This window comes from Gammaproteobacteria bacterium, assembly GCA_022450155.1.
GTDB lineage: Bacteria > Pseudomonadota > Gammaproteobacteria > Arenicellales > UBA868 > REDSEA-S09-B13.
The window spans coordinates 13,771-31,941 of the sequence record JAKUQR010000008.1 but is presented as its reverse complement, the minus strand read 5'-3'; the positions used below and the strand labels follow the sequence as shown (position 1 = coordinate 31,941).

Here is an 18,171-nt window from a genome sequence, read left to right as displayed (position 1 = left end):
CCTCACCCCCCTCTCCGCTGCTGGCGACACTGATTGGGGCAGTCGGTGGAGCCATCGTCGTCTTTTCCGTGCTCGGATTGGACCGCCTCAGAATCGATGACCCGGTGGGTGCGATCTCAGTTCATGGTACCGTAGGGATCTGGGGTCTACTCGCCGTACCACTGACCAACTCGGAGATCAACTTGAACGCCCAACTGATCGGAATCGGTGTGATATTCGCTTTTGTATTCGTGGCCAGCCTCTTGACGTGGGGCGTGATTCGAATATTGGCCGGTCTGCGGGTGAGCGAAGATGACGAGTACCGCGGCGTGGATGTCAGTGAATGTGGCCTAGAAGCCTACCCGGAATTTACTGCTAACCGCTAATCGAAGACGAGAACTGGCTGTGATCCACCGGGCATTTCGAAGGAAATGTTCGGTGGGCTACAGGTCATCCAGTGCAACACGATACTCAATGTAGGCTATATCCCGGAGTTCGCCGAGCCATTCTTCATATTTCTCGTTGACTTTTCGCGTACGAACCTGCAGCCGGGCTTGACTGCGTTTGATTCGACTACTCATATTTCTCGTCCGTCGCGCATCCAGCTGTACGAGATGAAAACCGGCCCCAGTCTGAAACACTGTGCTTACCTCACCCACTGCCAGCTCGCTCGCAACCTTTTCAAATTCACCATCGCTATCACCTGGACTCAACCATCCGAGATCACCCCCTTTCGCACGGCTCTGTTGGTCCTGGGAATGGAGTTTGGCCATCTCTGAAAATGGTGCACCCGCGAGTATCCTCTGGCGGATACGCTCGAGTCGCACGCGTATTTGGGCTTCTCCGGAAACCACGTTCGGTACCAGAACTATGTGTCGGACCCGAGACTGCTCGACCAAGTTTTCCTCCCCACCTCGACGATTCAACAGCTGGACAATGTGAAACCCACGTGGACTCCGGATCACGCTGGACACCATGCCAACTTCAAGTTCAGACACAGCCTTAACAAACTGAGTCGGTAAGTCAGCGTTCAGTCGCCATCCCAACCGACCGCCTTCAGCACCATCTGGACTGTCAGAGTAAAGCATTGCGGCATCGCTGAAGGCCAGACCACCAGAAATCTCGTCCTGGATTACACGAGTCCTGTTTTCTCTCGATGCGATGTCTTCTTCCGTTGCATCGGCCGGTACGGCTATCAAAATGTGAGACAGATCGAGTTCTGTCGGCCGCTTGGATATGGTATCGGGATACTGGATCAGAAACTCGTCGATTTCTTGATCCGTCACAGTAATTTGCCGGGCCACCTCCTGATCGACCAGACGGCGGATGGCAATCTGGTCGCGGATGTCCTCAATATATTCCCCAAAACTCAGTCCGTCGCGTTCGATTTCTATCTGCAGCTGAGTTAGCGAGAGTTGGTTGTTCTGCGCAATATTATTGACCACACCCATGACCATCTCATCCGCGACCGTAATGTTGAGGAATTCGGCCCGCTGAATCTGAATCAAGTGGACAATCATTGATTCAAGGAGGTTTACCTTAAGGCCAGCTATCGGGGGTATAGGCTGGCCTTTGGCACGCAGCTCTCTCTGGGTTTGCATCACCTCGTGGCGCAGCTCGGATTCAGTAATAATGTCCTGGTTTACCACGGCAACAACTCGGTCGAGGCTGTCACTGCTGATTCCAAGATCAGAAACGGCGACAAGCAAAAACAGGCCGATAACAGCAAGTAGCTTCGGTCTGTCTGTATGCAAAGGCAGCATCAGCAACTGCATGAATCGAGTTCGTTTAGGCGATGTACCCATCGGTTTCTATAATGCTGGCGCTGAGGTAGAGAATCCTCTACTCAATCCCAACACCTCACCTGAAGAGATCGTGCCCAGCCCTTTGAGTCTGAGCGTGAACATGATGCGACTACCGCCACTTTCTTCTGAATTATCATCTTCCACAATAGGACGGTCTTCTAGCTCCAGCCGTATCGCCCAGCAACAGGCATCATAACCCAGACTGATACGGGTATATTGTCCGCCGTCTTCACTCTCGCCGAACAACCCGCTTGCCCCCAACTGCCAGCGGGGAGCCAGCGGCCAATTCAGTCCAATTTCTAAGTTGCGGTTGTCATCTCCCTCACTCTGATAGGCTAAATTGATCTGCCTCCGTGACCCCGGGGTATACGCTGAACCCACGCGCCACTCGTCGAACTCACTGTCGTCCCAGCTCCAGCTGGCGAAGCCACTCGCGTTCCACTGCTGCGTGATATTGAAATCGAGTTCTCCGAGCAGCGTTGAGTAATTGCTCGTCGCCGGTGCATCACCCGTATTCAGGGTCACCTGTCGGTCTGCCAGATAGATCTGCTGTGCCAGGGTCCACTTCATCAAACGGTCCCCAGATTCGCTAGCATAGGTATCACTTTCCAGCCCGAGGGTGAAGCCCTGAAAATCCTGAATCCTGTCTGCTCCCCAGAACCCGTCGCCCAGATAGGCATCAACAATATTGTTAAAACCTACTGATCCGGTATCAAACACGGGCAGGTCAGACTGATCCTTATAGGGCACATAGTGATAAGCCAGCCGAGGGACAAGGGTCTGAACATAATCGATACTCCGCCAGCTAATATCCCGCTCAAGGAACAGTTCAGATGCCACTTCGAACAAGAATATGCTTCTGGTCGGACTTGACGGCTTTCCAATCGGTTGTCCAGATACGTTGTAGGCAGTATAGGCATAGGTCAGCTTCGGTGTGATGGCGCCGTACTGCCGCTCCATGCTAAGTGAAACGGCCGGCTGCATGTCCAACCGCAGGCCCTGTGTCTTGTCATTGGATCCATGATCAAAATTCACCAGTTCCGAATCCACTTCTGGCCGTAAGCTAAAACGGGTGCTGTCATCGCGCAGATACCTGTCAGTCCGGTCTTCCGCACTGAGGTCGTATGTCTTGTCCCAAGTCACACTGAGACCGGGCAATCTCGCATAGGGCTCTTCGTCATCGGTCAACTCAGCATCAACACTCTGGTAGGCCGAGAAATCGAGGTTGGCATACAGTCCTTCTTCTTCAACAAAGATATCGTACGGATCCACCGCCAGATTGACTGTCTGCGGAATATGTGACGCACTGCTGACCTGAAGATTGTCTGCCAAATCATCCAGGTACCAGGGATCAGACACATAACCGAGATCAACATCCAGTCTAAAATCGGTATCCCAGCGCTGGGTATTCAGGCGATGGTCATAGCTCCAGCCATAGCGGCTGCTGCCAAATTTGCGATCTTCGGGTAGGTACTCAGCGCGCACTACACCGCTGTATTCACCGTCAGCTGTCGCCCCAAGGTAGCGGTACTCACCCGCAGTCTGTACACCGCGGTTGGCCATCACGCTCCACTCGAAAGTGGCATCCTGGTCGGGTGCAATGTTCCAGTAAAAAGGCAGTCGGAAATTGAATCCCCAGTCCTGCCCATAGCCGAACGTCGGAAAAAGAAAACCGGTTTTCCGCTGGTCGGTCAATGGAAAGCTGACTGTAGGAAAATACAGAATGGGCACATCAAAAAAACGTACTTTCAGGTGCTTGCCAATACCAATTCCGGTTGCATGATCTAGGATGATCTCACTCGCTTCCATCAGCACCGTATCATCACCGGCCACACAACTAGAATACACAACGTTTTCCAAACGCTCGCGATCGTGTCCCTCGAAATAGATCGTGTCGGCACGGCCCCGGTAACGCGCCTTCACTTGGACTCGCTCTTTTACATCCGGTTCCGTATCGGTTTGAGCTGCCGTCGAGTCCTCGTTGCCGACGCTGATCACTTCGCCGCTGGGCAGAGTGATCACATCGGGTGGGGTATAAGATCGTGGCCCTTTCACGCTTCCGACCTGACCGGCAACCGCGTAGGTAAATCCAGAAGGGTCATGGCTGACACCACCGGGATCAACCACTTTGCCTTTGGCGATCGCGCCGCGTCTGGCGATCTGAAACTGAACATTATCAGCACGTCCGATCCGTGTCTCGAGTTGCAGTTCCAAAGAATCAACCACCAGTCGGTCACCTGCGTGGGACTGCACCACGGCCTCACCCGTCTCGAGGGTAAACGTATTTTTATCAAAGACGATGTTCTCCGCATAGACCGACTGTGCGCCCTGTGTCACCGAAGCCCCGCCGGTCAAAACCAGTACATGCGGTTTAGGCATATCAATCTGGTCGGACTCGAGTTCCACCTGGAGACTGGTCGGGTCGCGACCAACATAGGGCAGTACAGCGGGTGGTACCCAGATCACGTCGACCGGGCAGATCGCCTCGTCAGCGAACGAAACCGGCAGATCCGCTCTTGTGGTCAGTGATACCAACAGTAGAAAGACCACAGTAACAACCTGTAGTCCCGTTCGGGGAACACGAAGATTAAATCGTCTGCTGTGATGTGATTCCATAGGTTTGAGCTGCCTGGACATCCGATACCTGACCCCGCACGAAACAACTTTAGCTTTGTTAAGCAATCGAGACCTCTACGTACGTTATTATAGGCAACACCCGGATCAGACCGAAGTCACATGCTTTCTGTGTAGCAGGTTACCCCGATGCCCTGGAAATACTCTCACGCAATGATTCTGGCAGCGGGTCGCGGAGAACGACTCAGACCGCTTACTGATCACCTGCCCAAACCCCTGATCAAGATCGGTGACCGCTGCCTGATCGAGCATCATTTAGTCGCTTTGGCACAGGCTGGAGTCGATCAGGTGGTGATCAACCTCGACCACCTCGGCGACATGATCGAATCTCATATCGGCGATGGCAAACGCTACGGATTGTCGGTTGTCTATTCTCACGAACCTGAAGGCGCCCTGGATACCGGTGGTGGGATACGACAGGCGCTGAGGCTGATAACAACCGACCCTTTCGTTGTTCTTAACAGTGACATCTGGACCGATCTGTACCTTGATTCACTCCCTGACGGTATCGACGGTCAAGGGCATTTACTGCTAGTCGACAACCCTGTCCACAATCCAGCTGGAGACTTTCACCTGTTGGGACAAAAAGTACTGAATCAACCTGTGGGCAACTCGGTGAGCCTGACATTTTCAGGAATCGGCATCTATCGTCACAGCCTGTTTAATGACAGCCCCCGGGGCCGGTTTCCACTCGCGGGGCTTTTAAGACAGGCTGCAGACGGGAATCAGCTGTCTGGCCAGCATTTTTCTGGCCAGTGGATAGATGTAGGCACAGTTGATCGACTGTCTGAAGCCAGGCGGATCGCCAACGCACAAAATAACCCGCGCTGACTGGGTTGACTTCCCGTACCACATAACGGTTAGATGGAGTCCGGCTGAATCCGCAGTCGCCTTACCAGATCCACTTTACCTAATTCTCTTTTACTGGCGGGTCTGCGACTGTGGAATCATAACCAAGACTCGACACAAATAGATCAGTCAGCTCGTCCTGAATGCTTGAGAGCGAAACAGAAATACCCTGTGACTTAAGCTGGGTTACCGCGAGACCCTGATAACCACATGGATCGATGAAACCAAAGGGCGATAGATCCATATCTACATTAAGGCTCAAACCGTGGTATGTGCATCCATTCCGGACTCTAAGACCTAATGCAGCAATTTTTTCACCATCGATATAAACACCCGGTGCACCAGGCCGAATGTCGCCGCTCAGCTCATGATTAGCCAGCAGCTGAACAATCACCTGCTCAACTCGAGCGACCAATCCCCGGACGCCCAGACCACATCGGCGCAGGTCAAGCAGCAGGTATGCAATCAGTTGGCCAGGACCGTGGTAGGTTATCTGCCCGCCACGATCACTATCAACCAGTTCCAGGTCCCGACCATCGCCCCAGGGTAAATCATGGCAACTCACTCCGCGCGTATAAACTGCGGGGTGCTGTACATACCAGATTTCATCGGCTGTGCCTCGCGTACGCGTACGGGTAAACCGCTGCATATCATCGAGCACAGAATGATACGACTTCAATCCAAGATCACGGACAACAAGAAAGTCCATGGGCTGTTCCACCACCTGAAAAGCACCCGGTTCAGTTAGAGGGTGACCAACACATCCACTTCGCTGTGTAGGTCCAGATAGATTGAATCAAGTTGCTCACGACTGATAGCTTCAATTGTGCATGTCACCGATACGTACCGACCTCCAGTGCTCTCCCGAGTAACCGTCTGGACAATGGGAACATCGCCCAGGTGTCGGCCGACAATTTTGTGAACCCGTGTTTCAAACAACGCATCATATTTACCCATGGCCTTAATCTCATACCGGCAGGGAAATTCCAGTAGATCCAGCCCTTGGCCGATATGATCACCACGTTGATCCTCCATTCAGCGAAGCCAGAGTTGAAGCGAGTCGGTCAATCCACCGAACCAGGATGCGGCAGGCGCTGGACCAAGCGCGATCAACTGCCGGGTGACCAGTACGGCATTCTTAAGCAGTATTGTCAGTGTACCGACTTCCTGCCCAATCTCTAACGGCGCGACCAGAGGCTCTGACAGCTGGACTTTTGCTTGTAGTGATGCACCTGAACCTTTGGGCAATAGAAGATCGATACCCTGACTGATTCCCACGGGGATAGACTCAACTTTGCTCTTGAATATATCGGCCTGCAGGATCGCTGCCTGATTTCCATACAAGTGGTGAAATTCATAAGCAGCAAAACCGTATTTCAACAACGAATAAACTGAATTAGCTCGACTGCGCTCACTGCTGGCGCCCATAACCGAGGCGATCAATCGCATGTTGTTCCGCTCAGCCGAGCCCACCAGACAGTACCCGGCAGACTTTGTGTGGCCCGTCTTAACGCCGTCTACCGTGTCATCTCGGGCCAACAGTGGATTGCGGTTCTTCTGCGTTATTCCATTCCAGGTAAATTCCGAAATGGCGTAGAAGCCGTAGTGCTCGGGCTGTTGCCGGATGATCGTACGCGTGACTTCACTAATATCATACGCCGTACTGAAGTGGTCAGGATGTGGAAGCCCGGTTGAATTAACAAAATGAGTATTCTTCAAACCCATCTGCACAGCGGCCTGATTCATCAGGTCGGCAAATCCTGCTTCACTCCCGGCAACATGCTCGGCAAGGGCGACTGCCGCATCATTTCCGGACTGGACGATCAGCCCCAATAACAAGTCCTCGACTCTGACCCGATCACCTGGTTCGATAAACATCCGGGACCCCATTGTTTTCCATGCCTTCTCGCTGACGGTGACCTCTTCGTCCAGTCTAACGATGCCTCTTTGGATCTCCTGAAATACCACATAAGCTGTCATCAGCTTGCTCAGACTTGCAGGCTCGATCCGTTTATCTTTTTTCTCAGAGGCAATGATTGTTCCCGTTCTAGAATCCATGAGCAGCCAGGATGACGCCTTAAGACTGGGCGGTTGTATGAGAGAACGGGCACTCTCGGCGAGATCAGATTCATAAGCCGACAGTAGTGTCGGAATAAATAGAAGCACAAAAAGCGGGGTCAGAAAATAAATCGTGCGTAATCTGTAACCCATAGTGTGCCTCGTCAGTCGTTCTCAATAATATGTGGTTCAACACCCGTAATGCGGGTAATCTGATCAATTATCTCACTCAACTTCAAGTCAGATCTCAAAGGGCCCACCCAAACCCGATAATACAGCGTGTTATCGACCCTTGTGGGGGAAACGTTCACCCGAGAGATACCCTGGTGAGTGAGTCTTTCACGCAGAGCATGCGCATTTCCCAGAAGTCGGAAACTACCGGCTTGAGCGTAGACCAGCCTGTTATTGCGCTGGGTTAGTGAAACATTAGCAACTGGGGCAGACGCTGAATGATCTTTTACCGCGGTCACCTCTACGCGAGCTGTGCCGGATGCCGTCATACCCAGCTTGCGCGCAGCCATATATGACAGATCAATCAAGCGTCCCCCCAGAAATGGTCCTCGATCATTAACCCGCAAGACCACATTGACACCATTGTCGAGATTCTTCACCTGCACATAGGTCGGCAATGGCAATGTTTTATGCGCAGCGGTCATCGCGTACATGTCATAGGTTTCACCACTGGACGTTCGACGACCGTGAAACTTTCGGCCATACCAGGAAGCTGTGCCATTTTCTTTGTAACCGCGTGCGCTTTTCATCGGTACATACCGAACACCATTCACCCGGTAGGGCGCATTGCCGATTTTACTTAACGGTTCTATCCTGGGAACTGCATCGGGCACAGAAGAGGGATCTGGTCCAGCGTAGGCTGGTGGTCCATCATCTTCAAAATATGCGCCACTGCGCGGCTTGTCACCCCAAAAACTGCAGCCAGTCAACCAAAGGGCGGCCATCGCCAGCAGAGAAAGCCGCAATACCACCGAAAATTAATCCTTAATCCTGGCTGCGATCTGCTCCGCAAGTTCAAATGCGGACATCGCATAATTCTGGCTCCGGTTGTAACGCGTGATGACAAAGAAGTTGTGATAGCCAAGCCGGTATTCAACCTTGCTCCCTTGATCAAACCGCATAACTCCGACATTCCAATTAAGGTCAACGCCAGGAACAAGTTTCACGCCAGCTTGGACCAGTGTGGCCAGCGGCGTGTTGGGCTTCAGGCCCCGAGTTACAAAGGACTCAAGCTGAACTGATAGTTCAACAGGAATCCGCAATGCTATGGGTTCACCTTTTCGCCATCGGTGGACCGCCAGATAATTGGCAACACTGCCGATGGCATCAGCGACGCTGTTTAGGAGATCTCTTCTATCGTCACCATCAAAATCTATCGCGTAACGCCGGTAACTGCTGGGCATGAACTGAGGAATACCCATCGCCCCGGCATAAGATCCTTTGACGACCAATGGATCGAGTTTGTTGTCGCGCACCAACACCATATAGTGTTCCAATTCGGACGAGAAGAACTTACTTCTGCGTGGGTACTCCAGTGCCAGTGTGGCGAGACTGTCCAACACCCTCAGATTCCCTGTAACTTCGCCATAGCGGGTTTCTATTCCAATAATGGCAACGATCACTTCGATCGGAATACCGAACCTGGCTTCAGCGCGGTCTAACAGGGCCCGATGCCGCTTCGCAAACTTAACACCGTTCCGTACAGATCCCTCATTCACAAACAGTCCTCGGTACCGGTGCCACGACAACCGCTCAGCCGGTCGGTTCATCGCTTTGATAATTTTTTTCTTGATTTGAGCGTGTTCAAACCAATCCAGGAGTTGAGTCCGATCCAAGTCGTGTTCCTGGACCAACCGATCGGCAAGTTCAATCAATTGAGGATACTTCTCGAGCGACACTGCCCGGGCCGTAGACCCCGGTAACAGACTCAGCAGGAGTACAACCAGCCCACTCAGGCAGGAGAAAGCCATTTTGGAGACGAACTCACTCGAAAACATGCTGTGTGTCTTCATGTCATTAACCCCCGACGCGTGTAGGCCCCCATCATAATTCCAAAGGCTGCCATCAGTGTGAGCATTGAAGTACCACCATAACTGACCAGCGGCAAGGGGACGCCAACCACCGGCAACATACCTGCGACCATTGCAGCGTTTACAAAGAAGTAAAAGAAAAACGTCAGCGCCAGGCCGCCGATCAGTAAACGTGAGAATACTTCTCTGACATGATAAGCCATGACCAGACACCGCCCTACTAGAAACACATACAGTGTGACCAGGGCAATGACCCCTACCAGACCGAACTCTTCTGCGAAAACAGCGAATATAAAGTCAGTACTTCTCTCCGGAATAAATTTCAGGTGCGACTGACTCCCAGCAAGCCATCCCTTTCCGGCCAAGCCAGCCGAACCGATCGCAATCATGGACTGAATAGCGTGATATCCGCTGCCAAGAGGGTCCGACCAGGGATCGAACATATTCAGAATTCGTTGTTGCTGATAGTGATGTAGTTGAGCCCAGAGGTACGGTGCCGCGGCGACCGCCGCCCCGATCAGCATCAGTAGATGCTGCCATCGGATTCCACCCAGGAAAAGAACAAGCAGACCGGACACGGTTAGCATTATGGCAGTACCGAGGTCAGGCTGAACGACAACAAGTAGTGAAGGTAAGGCAATGATCAGCAGTACGCCAAGCACATCAAGAAACCGGGGTGGCATAGCACGCCGTGTTAATAGCCACGCCACCGCCATCGGCACACCGAGTTTCATCAATTCGGAGGGTTGAAATCGAAAAACCCCCAAATCCAACCACCGCTGGGCGCCTTTACCCACATAACCGGCCACCAGAACCAGCACCAGGATAAGTAATCCGCCTATAAATATGTGTGGCGACAGACGCCGAACAACTTCCGGTGGAATCTGTGCTGCAGCGAACAGCACACCTAGCGAAAGCAACAGCCTGATCCCTTGTCGCCACATCAGATTCCAGTTTTCACCGCTGGCGCTGTAAATGAGTACCAGCCCTAATACACAAAGGGCCAGCACACCCAGCAGGAGTGGGCCATCCACATGCATTTTTCTACCCGAATACATTCGCTATTCCCGGAAGGGAGGCCCGTCTTAATCTATCGATGAAATAGTAGTCCATGATCTTGCGCGCAATGGGTGCCGCTACACGACTTCCACTTCCCCCGTTTTCAACCACCACGGCAATGGCGATTCGCGGCTGTTCGACCGGTGCAAAAGCAATAAACAGGGCGTGATCGCGTAACTCCTCAGGTAGTTCGTCGCTGCGATTATCCCAATCTTCAGGAATCGAGACGACTTGTGCAGTACCGGTCTTGCCGGCTATACGGTAAGGACTGTTCCTGCCACTGGCCCTGGCGGTACCTCTTGAACCGTGAAGTACCGATTCCATCCCTGCAATGACCCGATCCCAGGTACTCGAATCCTTGTTTTCGACACTTAATCCCCGCCGCTGCGCTGGATGGGTGATGGCTCCGGAACCAGGATTCTCAAGTCCGCGGAGCAACCGAGGCCTGATCGCACGCCCTCGATTGGCCAGCGTCGCAGTAGCATAGGCCAGCTGCAGCGGTGTAACCAGCAGATATCCCTGACCAATGCCGGTAATAATAGTCTCCCCTGGATACCAGGACTCCTGCCGGTTTTTCTTCTTCCATTCAGGGGTCGGAAGCAGCGCCGTCGGTTCATCCAGAAGATCAATCCCTGTCTGCCGTCCAAATCCGAATCGGCCGAAATAGTCTGCCATTTTTCTGATGCCGATCGAATGTGCGAGCTCATAAAAAAACACGTCGCACGACTGCTCAAGCGCATCGTGGAGATTTACGTATCCATGGCCTTTACGTCGCCAGCAACGATACTTACGACTGCTCCCAGGCAATGCGTAGCGACCCGTGCACAATACCTTCTCTTGAGACTTCAAGCCGTGCTCCAGGGCAGCCAGTGCCAACAGGGGCTTGATCGTTGATCCTGGTGCGTAACGACCATACAAAGCCCGATTCACGAGGGGTTTATCGACCGACCCACGTAAGTTTCCATAGGCCTCATGACTGATACCCTGTGCGAAAAGGTTTGGGTCATAGGTCGGCGTACTCACAAAAGCCAAAATGTCGCCAGTGGACGGTTCCAGGGCCACCACTGCACCACGACGTTCCCCCAGTGCTTCTATTGCGACTTTCTGAAGCTGTACGTCCAGTGTCAAGTAAACATTTGTTCCGGCTCTGGCAGCCACATGGCTGATTTGTCTGACCACCCGCCCATACGCATCGGTCTCTACCTGCTGAACACCAACTTGACCAAGCAGTTCTGTTTCATAAAAGGATTCGATGCCGATCTTACCGATGTAACTTGTTCCCTTGTAGGCCCGAGTATCGATCTTCTTAAGATCCTGCTCACTGACCCTACCCACATAGCCAACAACGTGTCCAGCCAAGTCTTTTTGAGGATAAACCCTACGCAGGCTCGCACTGAGTGTCACCCCTGGAAACTGGTGCTGTCGAACAGCAAAACGGGCAGCCTCGGCATCGGTAAGGCGGGATTTGAGAATTTGACTCTCAAATCTAGGTCTTTGTTTCACATTCCTTCGGAACCGCCGAATATTCTGATCGGTTAACTCGACCAGCATACCGATCTCACTGAGCATGCGATCCATATCGTTGACGTTCTCAGGTATGACTTCCAGCTCATAGACGGATTGGTTTTCTGCAAGCACCATGCCGTAGCGATCAAAGATCATCCCTCTAACTGGCGGTAAGGGGCGCAAATCAATCTGGTTGTCCAGAGACATCATGCGATATTGGTCGTGATGCGTAACCTGCAAGACAAAAAAACGACCCAGCAAAATAACCGTTAGCACGACCATCACGACAGCGGAGATCATCAGTCGGGTCTTGACAGTTCGCACGTCCTGGTCGCGATCGTTAATGATGTGTTTCTTCATCACGGCAGTCGGCCCCAGCGTCGGCAACGGCGAAGAAACCAGAACAGCAACGGCCAAACGGCAACACCAACTGCCAGCGCTGGCCAACTGAACATACCCCCCAACTGTCCGTCTACTAGGTACTCAATGACAACCAGTATGGCAGTTTCGATCACAAGCAAAATCAGTATAAAGGCGGTCTGCTGCCAGACCGGATAGGCTCTGAGCCTCAACGCCACGCGGCCCACCAGGAACGCAATCACCGTCTTGGTTAATGCATGACTGCCAACCAGACCGAAAGACAGGAGGTCGAGCCCCAATCCAACCAGCCAGGCGGCACCCACACCAACTCTTTGTGGTGCTGCCATACACCAGTAGATCAGAACCAAGGTAACCCAATCAGGCACATAGCCGCGCCACTGAGGTTCAACGGGAAACGAAACAAGCACATACGACGCCAAGAATGTCGCCGGAATAACCCAGACCCGTTGGCGGCTGGCGAACAGACTAGTCATTTTCGCTGTCCGCAGCTACCGGGAGCGCTGGATCCAATTCAGCGGGCGATTCAGCGCTATCATGCCAGACAAGCACGACCTGACGCCCTTTATTAAGGCGCGCGCTGGGCATCGCCTGGACAGCCATGAACGCCTCATCGACGTAGCGCTTAATTTCGCTGATATGCGCGACAGGGTACCTCGAAGGGTAGATACCACCCAGACCAGATGTCACCAGCAAGTCACCAATACGAATATCTGCATTACGATCGACATAGAGCAACCGCAGCTTCCTCGATCCCCCTGCTCCAAAAGCTATTGCCCGCAAACCTGTGCGTACAGTCTGAACCGGAACACCTTGTGCTGGATCTGTGAGCAGCGTCACAGCGCTACGAAACGAGCCCACCCGCGTGACTTGGCCAACCACCCCACCCTCGTCTATCACCGGCAGACCGACTATGACCCCGTCAGCCGCACCTCGGTTGATCAGCACAGAGTGCGAGGAACCATGAAGGTTAACCTTGACCAGTTCGGCAAGTTGAATCTTGCTCGCGAGTCGAGCGCCTGCATGCAGCAGATTTCTCAGCCGTTTGTTTTCAGACTCGAGAGCCTTGAGTTGCTGAAGACGTGTCTGAAGTACGAGCTGCTTCCGACTCAGTTCAGCCAATTCCAGTCTAAGTTTATCCTTTGAGTCCAGACTTCCCTCGAACCATCGATATACGGTCGAAGGAGATGCTGCGATCAGATGAACGGGCACACTGAGAACAGAAAGCACCCGCGCAATCTGACGAACGTTCTCACTGTAGAAGTGACCTGTCATCAGAACGATAGACAACAGCACAAAAAACAACAACGCGTGTACAGATTCGTAGCGGCGAAGTTTCACTCGACGGGCTACCGGCGATCCCTTATTTGGTAGCTCCTGCCATCAGTTCTCACCTTATCACAGTGATTAAAAGCAGCCATGCTACTCCCGCGTGAAAACATCCCCCAACACTGCCATGTCTTCGAGTGCGCGACCACAGCCTCTTGCGACACAGGTCAAGGGATCGTCAGCAATAACCACGGCCAAACCGGTTTCCTGCATCAGCCGTCGGTCCATATCCCTGATCAGTGCTCCACCACCGGCAATCACCATACCGCGTTCACCAATATCGGCAGCCAGTTCAGGTGGTGTATTCTCGAGCGTTTCCCGAATTACACGGACGATCTGAGTCAAGGCGTCACTGATCGCATCGTAGACCTCGTCACTGCCGATCAACAGACTGCGCGACATTCCTTCGGCCACATCACGACCCTTGATTTCCATTTCACGGTGATCAGAGTCGATCCAAGCCGTTCCAATCGCCTTCTTCACTCGCTCCGCCGTTGCTTCGCCAATCAGCAATCCATGCCTACGGCGGACATAATTGATAATCGCATCATCAAAAGTGTCACCAGCAACGCGTAGAGAAGTGGCAAAAACGATCCCGCCAAGTGACAACACAGCGACTTCAGTGGTCCCACCTCCGATATCGAGTACCAAAGAACCGGTCGGCTCGGCAACGGGCAACGCAGCACCTATCGCCATGGCCATCGGCTCTTCAATCAAATACACCTCGCGAGCACCGGCTGTCACGGCGGATTCTCGGATCGCCCGACGTTCAACCTGATTAGACCCGCCGGGTACGCAGATCACAATTCGGGGACTGGAGAAAAAACGGTTCTGCTGAACCTTTCTGATAAAATATTTCAGCATGATCTCCGTGATCGTAAAATCTGCGATGACACCATCTTTTAAGGGCCGTATTGCCTGAATATTGCCGGGCGTTCGGCCCAACATCAGTTTTGCCTCCTGCCCAACGGCCAGTACCGATTTTTCTGGTGTGATAGAACCGGTTCGTATCGCAACCACCGAAGGTTCATTGAGGATTACACCACGCTCTCGCACATACACAAGCGTATTGGCTGTCCCCAGGTCGATTGCCAAGTCGTTGGAAAATAGGCCAAAAAAACTCTTGAATAACATGCGTCTGCCGAGTAAACGATAAAGATATGAAGCGAGATTAAGCCGCATACTGTAGCACAGGGTACCCCTGCCGGTTCAACCAGAGCAGGGTATAATTGGCCTCTAACAATGAATGTCCCCACCTGGTCGTGTCAATTTCCAAATCAGACGTAGAGCGTGTCGCACGACTCGCCCGTATCCGTATTGAACCGCACGAGGCTGAACGCTACAGCATCGATCTATCCAACATCCTCACCCTGGTGGAACAGATGAACAAGATCGATACTGAAGGAATCCAGCCAATGGCCCACCCTCAGGATATCCAATTGCGACTTCGGGACGACGAGGTGAAAGAAGTAAATGAACGGGACCGGTTTCAGGCCATCGCACCAGCCGTGAAACAGGGTTTATACCTGGTGCCAAAAGTGATCGCTTAGCGCCGGTACACCAAGGCTTTGGATCATCTCCTCCAGAATCCGTTGTTCTCAGGAAACCTCTAACGATGCCGCACCGGCAAAGCCTGACCTCCCTGAGCAGTATGTTAGTAACTGGTGAGATCAGCAGCACGGAGATCACTGCTCACTTTCTGGACCGGATAGAGCAGAACCGGCAGCTGAACGCGTTTGTGAGTGTCGATCGGGAACAGGCCCTGGCACGCGCCCAACAAGCTGATCACACAAGGCGAGATGAGCATAACGCGGATCTCAAGGGCCTGCCTGTTGCACTGAAAGATATATTCTGTACCCAAGATTTACTCACAAGTTGTGGATCCAGAATATTGTCCAATTTCGTATCACCCTACGATGCAACCGTCGTTGAGCGTCTCGATAAAGACGGCTTCATCGTGCTAGGAAAAACCAACATGGATGAATTTGCCATGGGTTCTTCCAATGAGTCGTCGTATTTCGGACCGGTACTCAACCCGTGGAACACAGCGCAGGTACCTGGCGGCAGTTCAGGTGGCTCGGCAGCAGCAGTGTCTGCCAGACTGGCACCAGCCGCCATCGGTACAGACACCGGGGGTTCAATCCGGCAGCCAGCCGCATTCTGCGGCCTGACGGGACTTAAACCATCGTACGGACGAATTTCCCGTTATGGCATGGTGGCCTATGCCTCATCACTGGATCAGGCCGGACCAATTACCCAGTCGGCCGAAGATGCAGCCCTGCTGCTGCAGACTATGGCCGGATTCGACAGCCGGGATTCGACTTCCCTAGACACCGCTGTTCCAGATTATCTTTCCACGCTGAACACTGGACTCGAAAACGTCAGGCTGGGGATTCCCAAAGAGTTTCTTGATCCCTCGATCGACGCCGAGGTGCTGTCTGCCATAGAAACAGCCTTACAGGAATTCGAAAAACTCGGCGCAAAGCTGGTTGATATTGAGTTACCCAACAGTGGCGCCGGCATTGCTGCGTTTTACGTCATTGCGCCCGCTGAAGCTTCTTCGAACCTGTCAAGATTTGACGGTGTACGCTACGGACATCGAACCCCGGAGTTTGATGATTTACTTGATATGTACGAAAAAAGCCGCGCAGAGGGCTTTGGTGATGAGGTTAAACGCAGAATTCTTATCGGTACTTACGCGCTGTCGGCTGGCTATTACGATGCCTATTACCTCAAGGCCCAGAAAGTCCGTCGAATCATCGCCAATGATTTTAATCAGGCGTTCAAACAGTGTGACCTCATCGCGGGGCCAACGACTCCCTCAACTGCTTTCGCACTGGGTGAGAACCTTGATGACCCGGTCTCGATGTACCTTAACGATGTGTTTACTGTGCCGGCTAACCTGGCCGGTCTGCCCGCGATTTCTCTACCAGCGGGATTCGATCAATCAGGACTTCCAATCGGCTTACAACTGACCGGGCCATACCTCAAGGAGGCCAATATCCTTTCTGCGGCGCACGCCTATCAGAAGGTCACTGACTGGCACCAGCGCATTCCGGGAGATTACGAGTGACACGCTGGGAAAGCGTCATTGGGCTGGAGGTGCACGTCCAGCTTCAGACTCAAAGCAAGATATTTTCAGGCGCCTCCACTCACTACGGTGCCGATCCCAATACCCAGGCCTGTGCAGTTGACATCGCCCTGCCGGGTATCCTGCCGGTGATGAACCGTACTGCAGTCCTGATGGCGGCAACTTTTGGACTGGCAATCGGTGCAACAATCAACCGTCGATCAGTATTTGCTCGAAAAAATTATTTCTATCCAGACCTGCCCAAAGGTTACCAAATCAGCCAGTATGAAATACCCATTGTATCCGGCGGCAAAATCAATATCGGTGAAGGTGACGCACTAAGAGAGATCCGGATTACTCGAGCACATCTTGAAGAGGATGCGGGAAAATCACTGCACGATGGTTTCGGGGAGATGTCAGGTATCGATCTTAATAGGGCAGGCATCCCCCTGCTTGAAGTTGTATCCGAACCCGACATGCGCTCACCAGCCGAGGCTATTGCCTATCTGAAAAAAATTCACTCACTTGTTCGCTATCTGAAAATCTGTGATGGCAACATGCAGGAAGGCTCATTCCGCTGCGACGCAAACATTTCCGTCAGAGTTGAAGGTGATACAGAACTCGGTACCCGAGCTGAATTAAAGAACATCAACTCCTTTCGCTTTATAGAGCGGGCACTCAATCATGAAATTCAGCGTCAGATCGATCTGATCGAGGATGGGGGGCAGGTTGTTCAGGAGACCAGACTTTATGATCCGCAGATGGATCAGACCCGCCCTATGCGGAGAAAAGAGGAAGCACATGATTACCGTTATTTCCCTGACCCGGACCTACCGCCACTGCTGATAGAAGATGCCGAACTGGAGAATCTGAGATCGTCACTGCCGGAACTTCCAGATGCCCGATGTGACCGTTTTGTTGGAACTTACCAGTTGGGAAGGTCAGATATTCAACAACTGACTGCCGATCGTGGGATTGCTGATTACTTTGAGGAGACGGTCAGAGCGGCCGCGGGTAACAGCAAAAGTGCCGCCAACTGGGTTACTGGAGACCTGATGGCCGCGTTGAATCGAGATGGTCTTCCGATCGAACAGAGTCAGGTATCTCCGACCGCACTCGGCAGATTGATCTGCAGGATTGATGATCAGTCCATATCAGGAAAAATAGCAAAGGACATATTTTCCGACTTATGGGAAAACGGTGGTGATGTAGACCAAATCATAGAAGCCCGTGGCCTGAAACAGATATCCGACAGTGCCGAGTTGGAACAGGTTATCGAAAAGATACTATCGAAGTTCAGGGAACAGGCCGACCAAGTCAGGCAGGGGCAAGAAAAAGTTCTGGGATTTCTGGTAGGCCAGGTCATGAAGGAAACGGGTGGCAAAGCCAACCCGAAAGCGGTAAATGAAATTCTGTCCAACAAACTCTCGCCTTAATGCCTTCTGAACACAGGATATGTCTG

Annotated in this window: 16 protein-coding genes and 1 pseudogene; 5 read left to right on the top strand and 12 right to left on the bottom strand. The window is 52.6% G+C overall.

Annotated features, from left to right (window positions below; translation table 11 throughout):
• Positions 1-8: 8 nt before the first annotated feature.
• Positions 9-365 (top strand): annotated as a pseudogene (locus MK323_06150) (ammonium transporter).
• Between the two features lie 57 nt (positions 366-422).
• Here the strand turns inward: MK323_06150 and MK323_06145 are convergent.
• Together MK323_06145 and lptD are read right to left on the bottom strand one after the other, a co-directional pair.
• Entirely contained in the window at positions 423-1,784 is a 1,362-nt protein-coding gene (locus MK323_06145) for a peptidylprolyl isomerase (protein ID MCH2481739.1), read from the bottom strand.
• Between the two features lie 6 nt (positions 1,785-1,790).
• Positions 1,791-4,400: an LPS assembly protein LptD gene (gene lptD, locus MK323_06140; protein ID MCH2481738.1), complete on the bottom strand. Its 2,610-nt coding sequence runs from the start codon at positions 4,398-4,400 to the stop codon at positions 1,791-1,793.
• 147 nt (positions 4,401-4,547) lie between these two features.
• On the opposite strand from lptD, the gene MK323_06135 reads away from it, so the two are divergent.
• Positions 4,548-5,249, top strand: coding sequence for a nucleotidyltransferase family protein (locus MK323_06135; GenBank protein ID MCH2481737.1), 702 nt, complete (start codon positions 4,548-4,550; stop codon positions 5,247-5,249).
• Positions 5,250-5,328: 79 nt separating this feature from the next.
• Here MK323_06135 and lipB read toward each other — a convergent pair whose 3' ends face one another.
• The 10 genes from lipB to MK323_06085 all read right to left on the bottom strand — a co-directional run bounded on the left by lipB (position 5,329) and on the right by MK323_06085 (position 14,773).
• Positions 5,329-5,976, bottom strand: coding sequence for a lipoyl(octanoyl) transferase LipB (gene lipB, locus MK323_06130; GenBank protein ID MCH2481736.1), 648 nt, complete (start codon positions 5,974-5,976; stop codon positions 5,329-5,331).
• Between the two features lie 35 nt (positions 5,977-6,011).
• Positions 6,012-6,302, bottom strand: a complete 291-nt coding sequence (locus MK323_06125) for a DUF493 domain-containing protein (protein ID MCH2481735.1) — start codon at positions 6,300-6,302, stop codon at positions 6,012-6,014.
• Positions 6,303-7,478, bottom strand: coding sequence for a D-alanyl-D-alanine carboxypeptidase (locus tag MK323_06120; GenBank protein ID MCH2481734.1), 1,176 nt, complete (start codon positions 7,476-7,478; stop codon positions 6,303-6,305).
• Positions 7,479-7,489: 11 nt separating this feature from the next.
• On the bottom strand, positions 7,490-8,086 hold the full coding sequence (locus tag MK323_06115; protein ID MCH2481733.1) for a septal ring lytic transglycosylase RlpA family protein: 597 nt from the start codon (positions 8,084-8,086) through the stop codon (positions 7,490-7,492).
• Between the two features lie 228 nt (positions 8,087-8,314).
• Positions 8,315-9,349: a lytic murein transglycosylase B gene (gene mltB / locus MK323_06110; protein ID MCH2481732.1), complete on the bottom strand. Its 1,035-nt coding sequence runs from the start codon at positions 9,347-9,349 to the stop codon at positions 8,315-8,317.
• Positions 9,346-10,425 carry a rod shape-determining protein RodA gene (rodA, locus tag MK323_06105; protein ID MCH2481731.1) on the bottom strand — a complete coding sequence of 360 codons (1,080 nt, stop codon included), beginning with the start codon at positions 10,423-10,425 and terminating at the stop codon, positions 9,346-9,348. Before rodA ends, mltB begins: the two co-directional genes overlap by 4 nt.
• A complete protein-coding gene (mrdA, locus tag MK323_06100) occupies positions 10,412-12,292 on the bottom strand; it encodes a penicillin-binding protein 2 (protein ID MCH2481730.1) in 1,881 nt (626 codons plus the stop codon). Before mrdA ends, rodA begins: the two co-directional genes overlap by 14 nt.
• Complete coding sequence (gene mreD / locus MK323_06095) at positions 12,292-12,786, bottom strand: rod shape-determining protein MreD (GenBank protein MCH2481729.1); 495 nt, start codon at positions 12,784-12,786, stop codon at positions 12,292-12,294. Before mreD ends, mrdA begins: the two co-directional genes overlap by 1 nt.
• A complete protein-coding gene (mreC, locus tag MK323_06090; protein MCH2481728.1) occupies positions 12,779-13,651 on the bottom strand; it encodes a rod shape-determining protein MreC in 873 nt (290 codons plus the stop codon). The genes mreD and mreC overlap by 8 nt, the downstream gene beginning before the upstream one ends.
• 81 nt (positions 13,652-13,732) lie before the next feature.
• On the bottom strand, positions 13,733-14,773 hold the full coding sequence (locus MK323_06085) for a rod shape-determining protein (GenBank protein MCH2481727.1): 1,041 nt from the start codon (positions 14,771-14,773) through the stop codon (positions 13,733-13,735).
• Between the two features lie 128 nt (positions 14,774-14,901).
• Here MK323_06085 and gatC point away from each other — a divergent pair, with 128 nt between their 5' ends.
• From gatC to gatB, 3 genes are all read left to right on the top strand, one after another.
• On the top strand, positions 14,902-15,189 hold the full coding sequence (gene gatC / locus MK323_06080) for an Asp-tRNA(Asn)/Glu-tRNA(Gln) amidotransferase subunit GatC (protein MCH2481726.1): 288 nt from the start codon (positions 14,902-14,904) through the stop codon (positions 15,187-15,189).
• Between the two features lie 65 nt (positions 15,190-15,254).
• Entirely contained in the window at positions 15,255-16,712 is a 1,458-nt protein-coding gene (gene gatA, locus MK323_06075; GenBank protein MCH2481725.1) for an Asp-tRNA(Asn)/Glu-tRNA(Gln) amidotransferase subunit GatA, read from the top strand.
• Positions 16,709-18,145 (top strand): Asp-tRNA(Asn)/Glu-tRNA(Gln) amidotransferase subunit GatB, encoded by a 1,437-nt coding sequence (gatB, locus tag MK323_06070; protein MCH2481724.1) that lies wholly within the window; start codon positions 16,709-16,711, stop codon positions 18,143-18,145. Before gatA ends, gatB begins: the two co-directional genes overlap by 4 nt.
• The last annotated feature ends 26 nt before the right edge of the window (positions 18,146-18,171 follow it).

Bases quoted from the DNA above. Each gene is read 5' to 3' on its own strand.
- rodA (MCH2481731.1), bottom strand. From the start codon at position 10,425: ATGTATTCGGGTAGAAAAATGCATGTGGATGGCCCACTCCTGCTGGGT.
- MK323_06085 (MCH2481727.1), bottom strand. From the start codon at position 14,773: ATGTTATTCAAGAGTTTTTTTGGCCTATTTTCCAACGACTTGGCAATC.
- MK323_06115 (MCH2481733.1), bottom strand. From the start codon at position 8,086: ATGAAAAGCGCACGCGGTTACAAAGAAAATGGCACAGCTTCCTGGTAT.
- gatA (MCH2481725.1), top strand. From the start codon at position 15,255: ATGCCGCACCGGCAAAGCCTGACCTCCCTGAGCAGTATGTTAGTAACT.
- MK323_06120 (MCH2481734.1), bottom strand. From the start codon at position 7,478: ATGGGTTACAGATTACGCACGATTTATTTTCTGACCCCGCTTTTTGTG.
- mrdA (MCH2481730.1), bottom strand. From the start codon at position 12,292: ATGAAGAAACACATCATTAACGATCGCGACCAGGACGTGCGAACTGTC.
- mreD (MCH2481729.1), bottom strand. From the start codon at position 12,786: ATGACTAGTCTGTTCGCCAGCCGCCAACGGGTCTGGGTTATTCCGGCG.
- MK323_06125 (MCH2481735.1), bottom strand. From the start codon at position 6,302: ATGGAGGATCAACGTGGTGATCATATCGGCCAAGGGCTGGATCTACTG.
- mltB (MCH2481732.1), bottom strand. From the start codon at position 9,349: ATGAAGACACACAGCATGTTTTCGAGTGAGTTCGTCTCCAAAATGGCT.
- MK323_06135 (MCH2481737.1), top strand. From the start codon at position 4,548: ATGCCCTGGAAATACTCTCACGCAATGATTCTGGCAGCGGGTCGCGGA.
- lptD (MCH2481738.1), bottom strand. From the start codon at position 4,400: ATGGAATCACATCACAGCAGACGATTTAATCTTCGTGTTCCCCGAACG.
- MK323_06145 (MCH2481739.1), bottom strand. From the start codon at position 1,784: ATGGGTACATCGCCTAAACGAACTCGATTCATGCAGTTGCTGATGCTG.
- lipB (MCH2481736.1), bottom strand. From the start codon at position 5,976: ATGGACTTTCTTGTTGTCCGTGATCTTGGATTGAAGTCGTATCATTCT.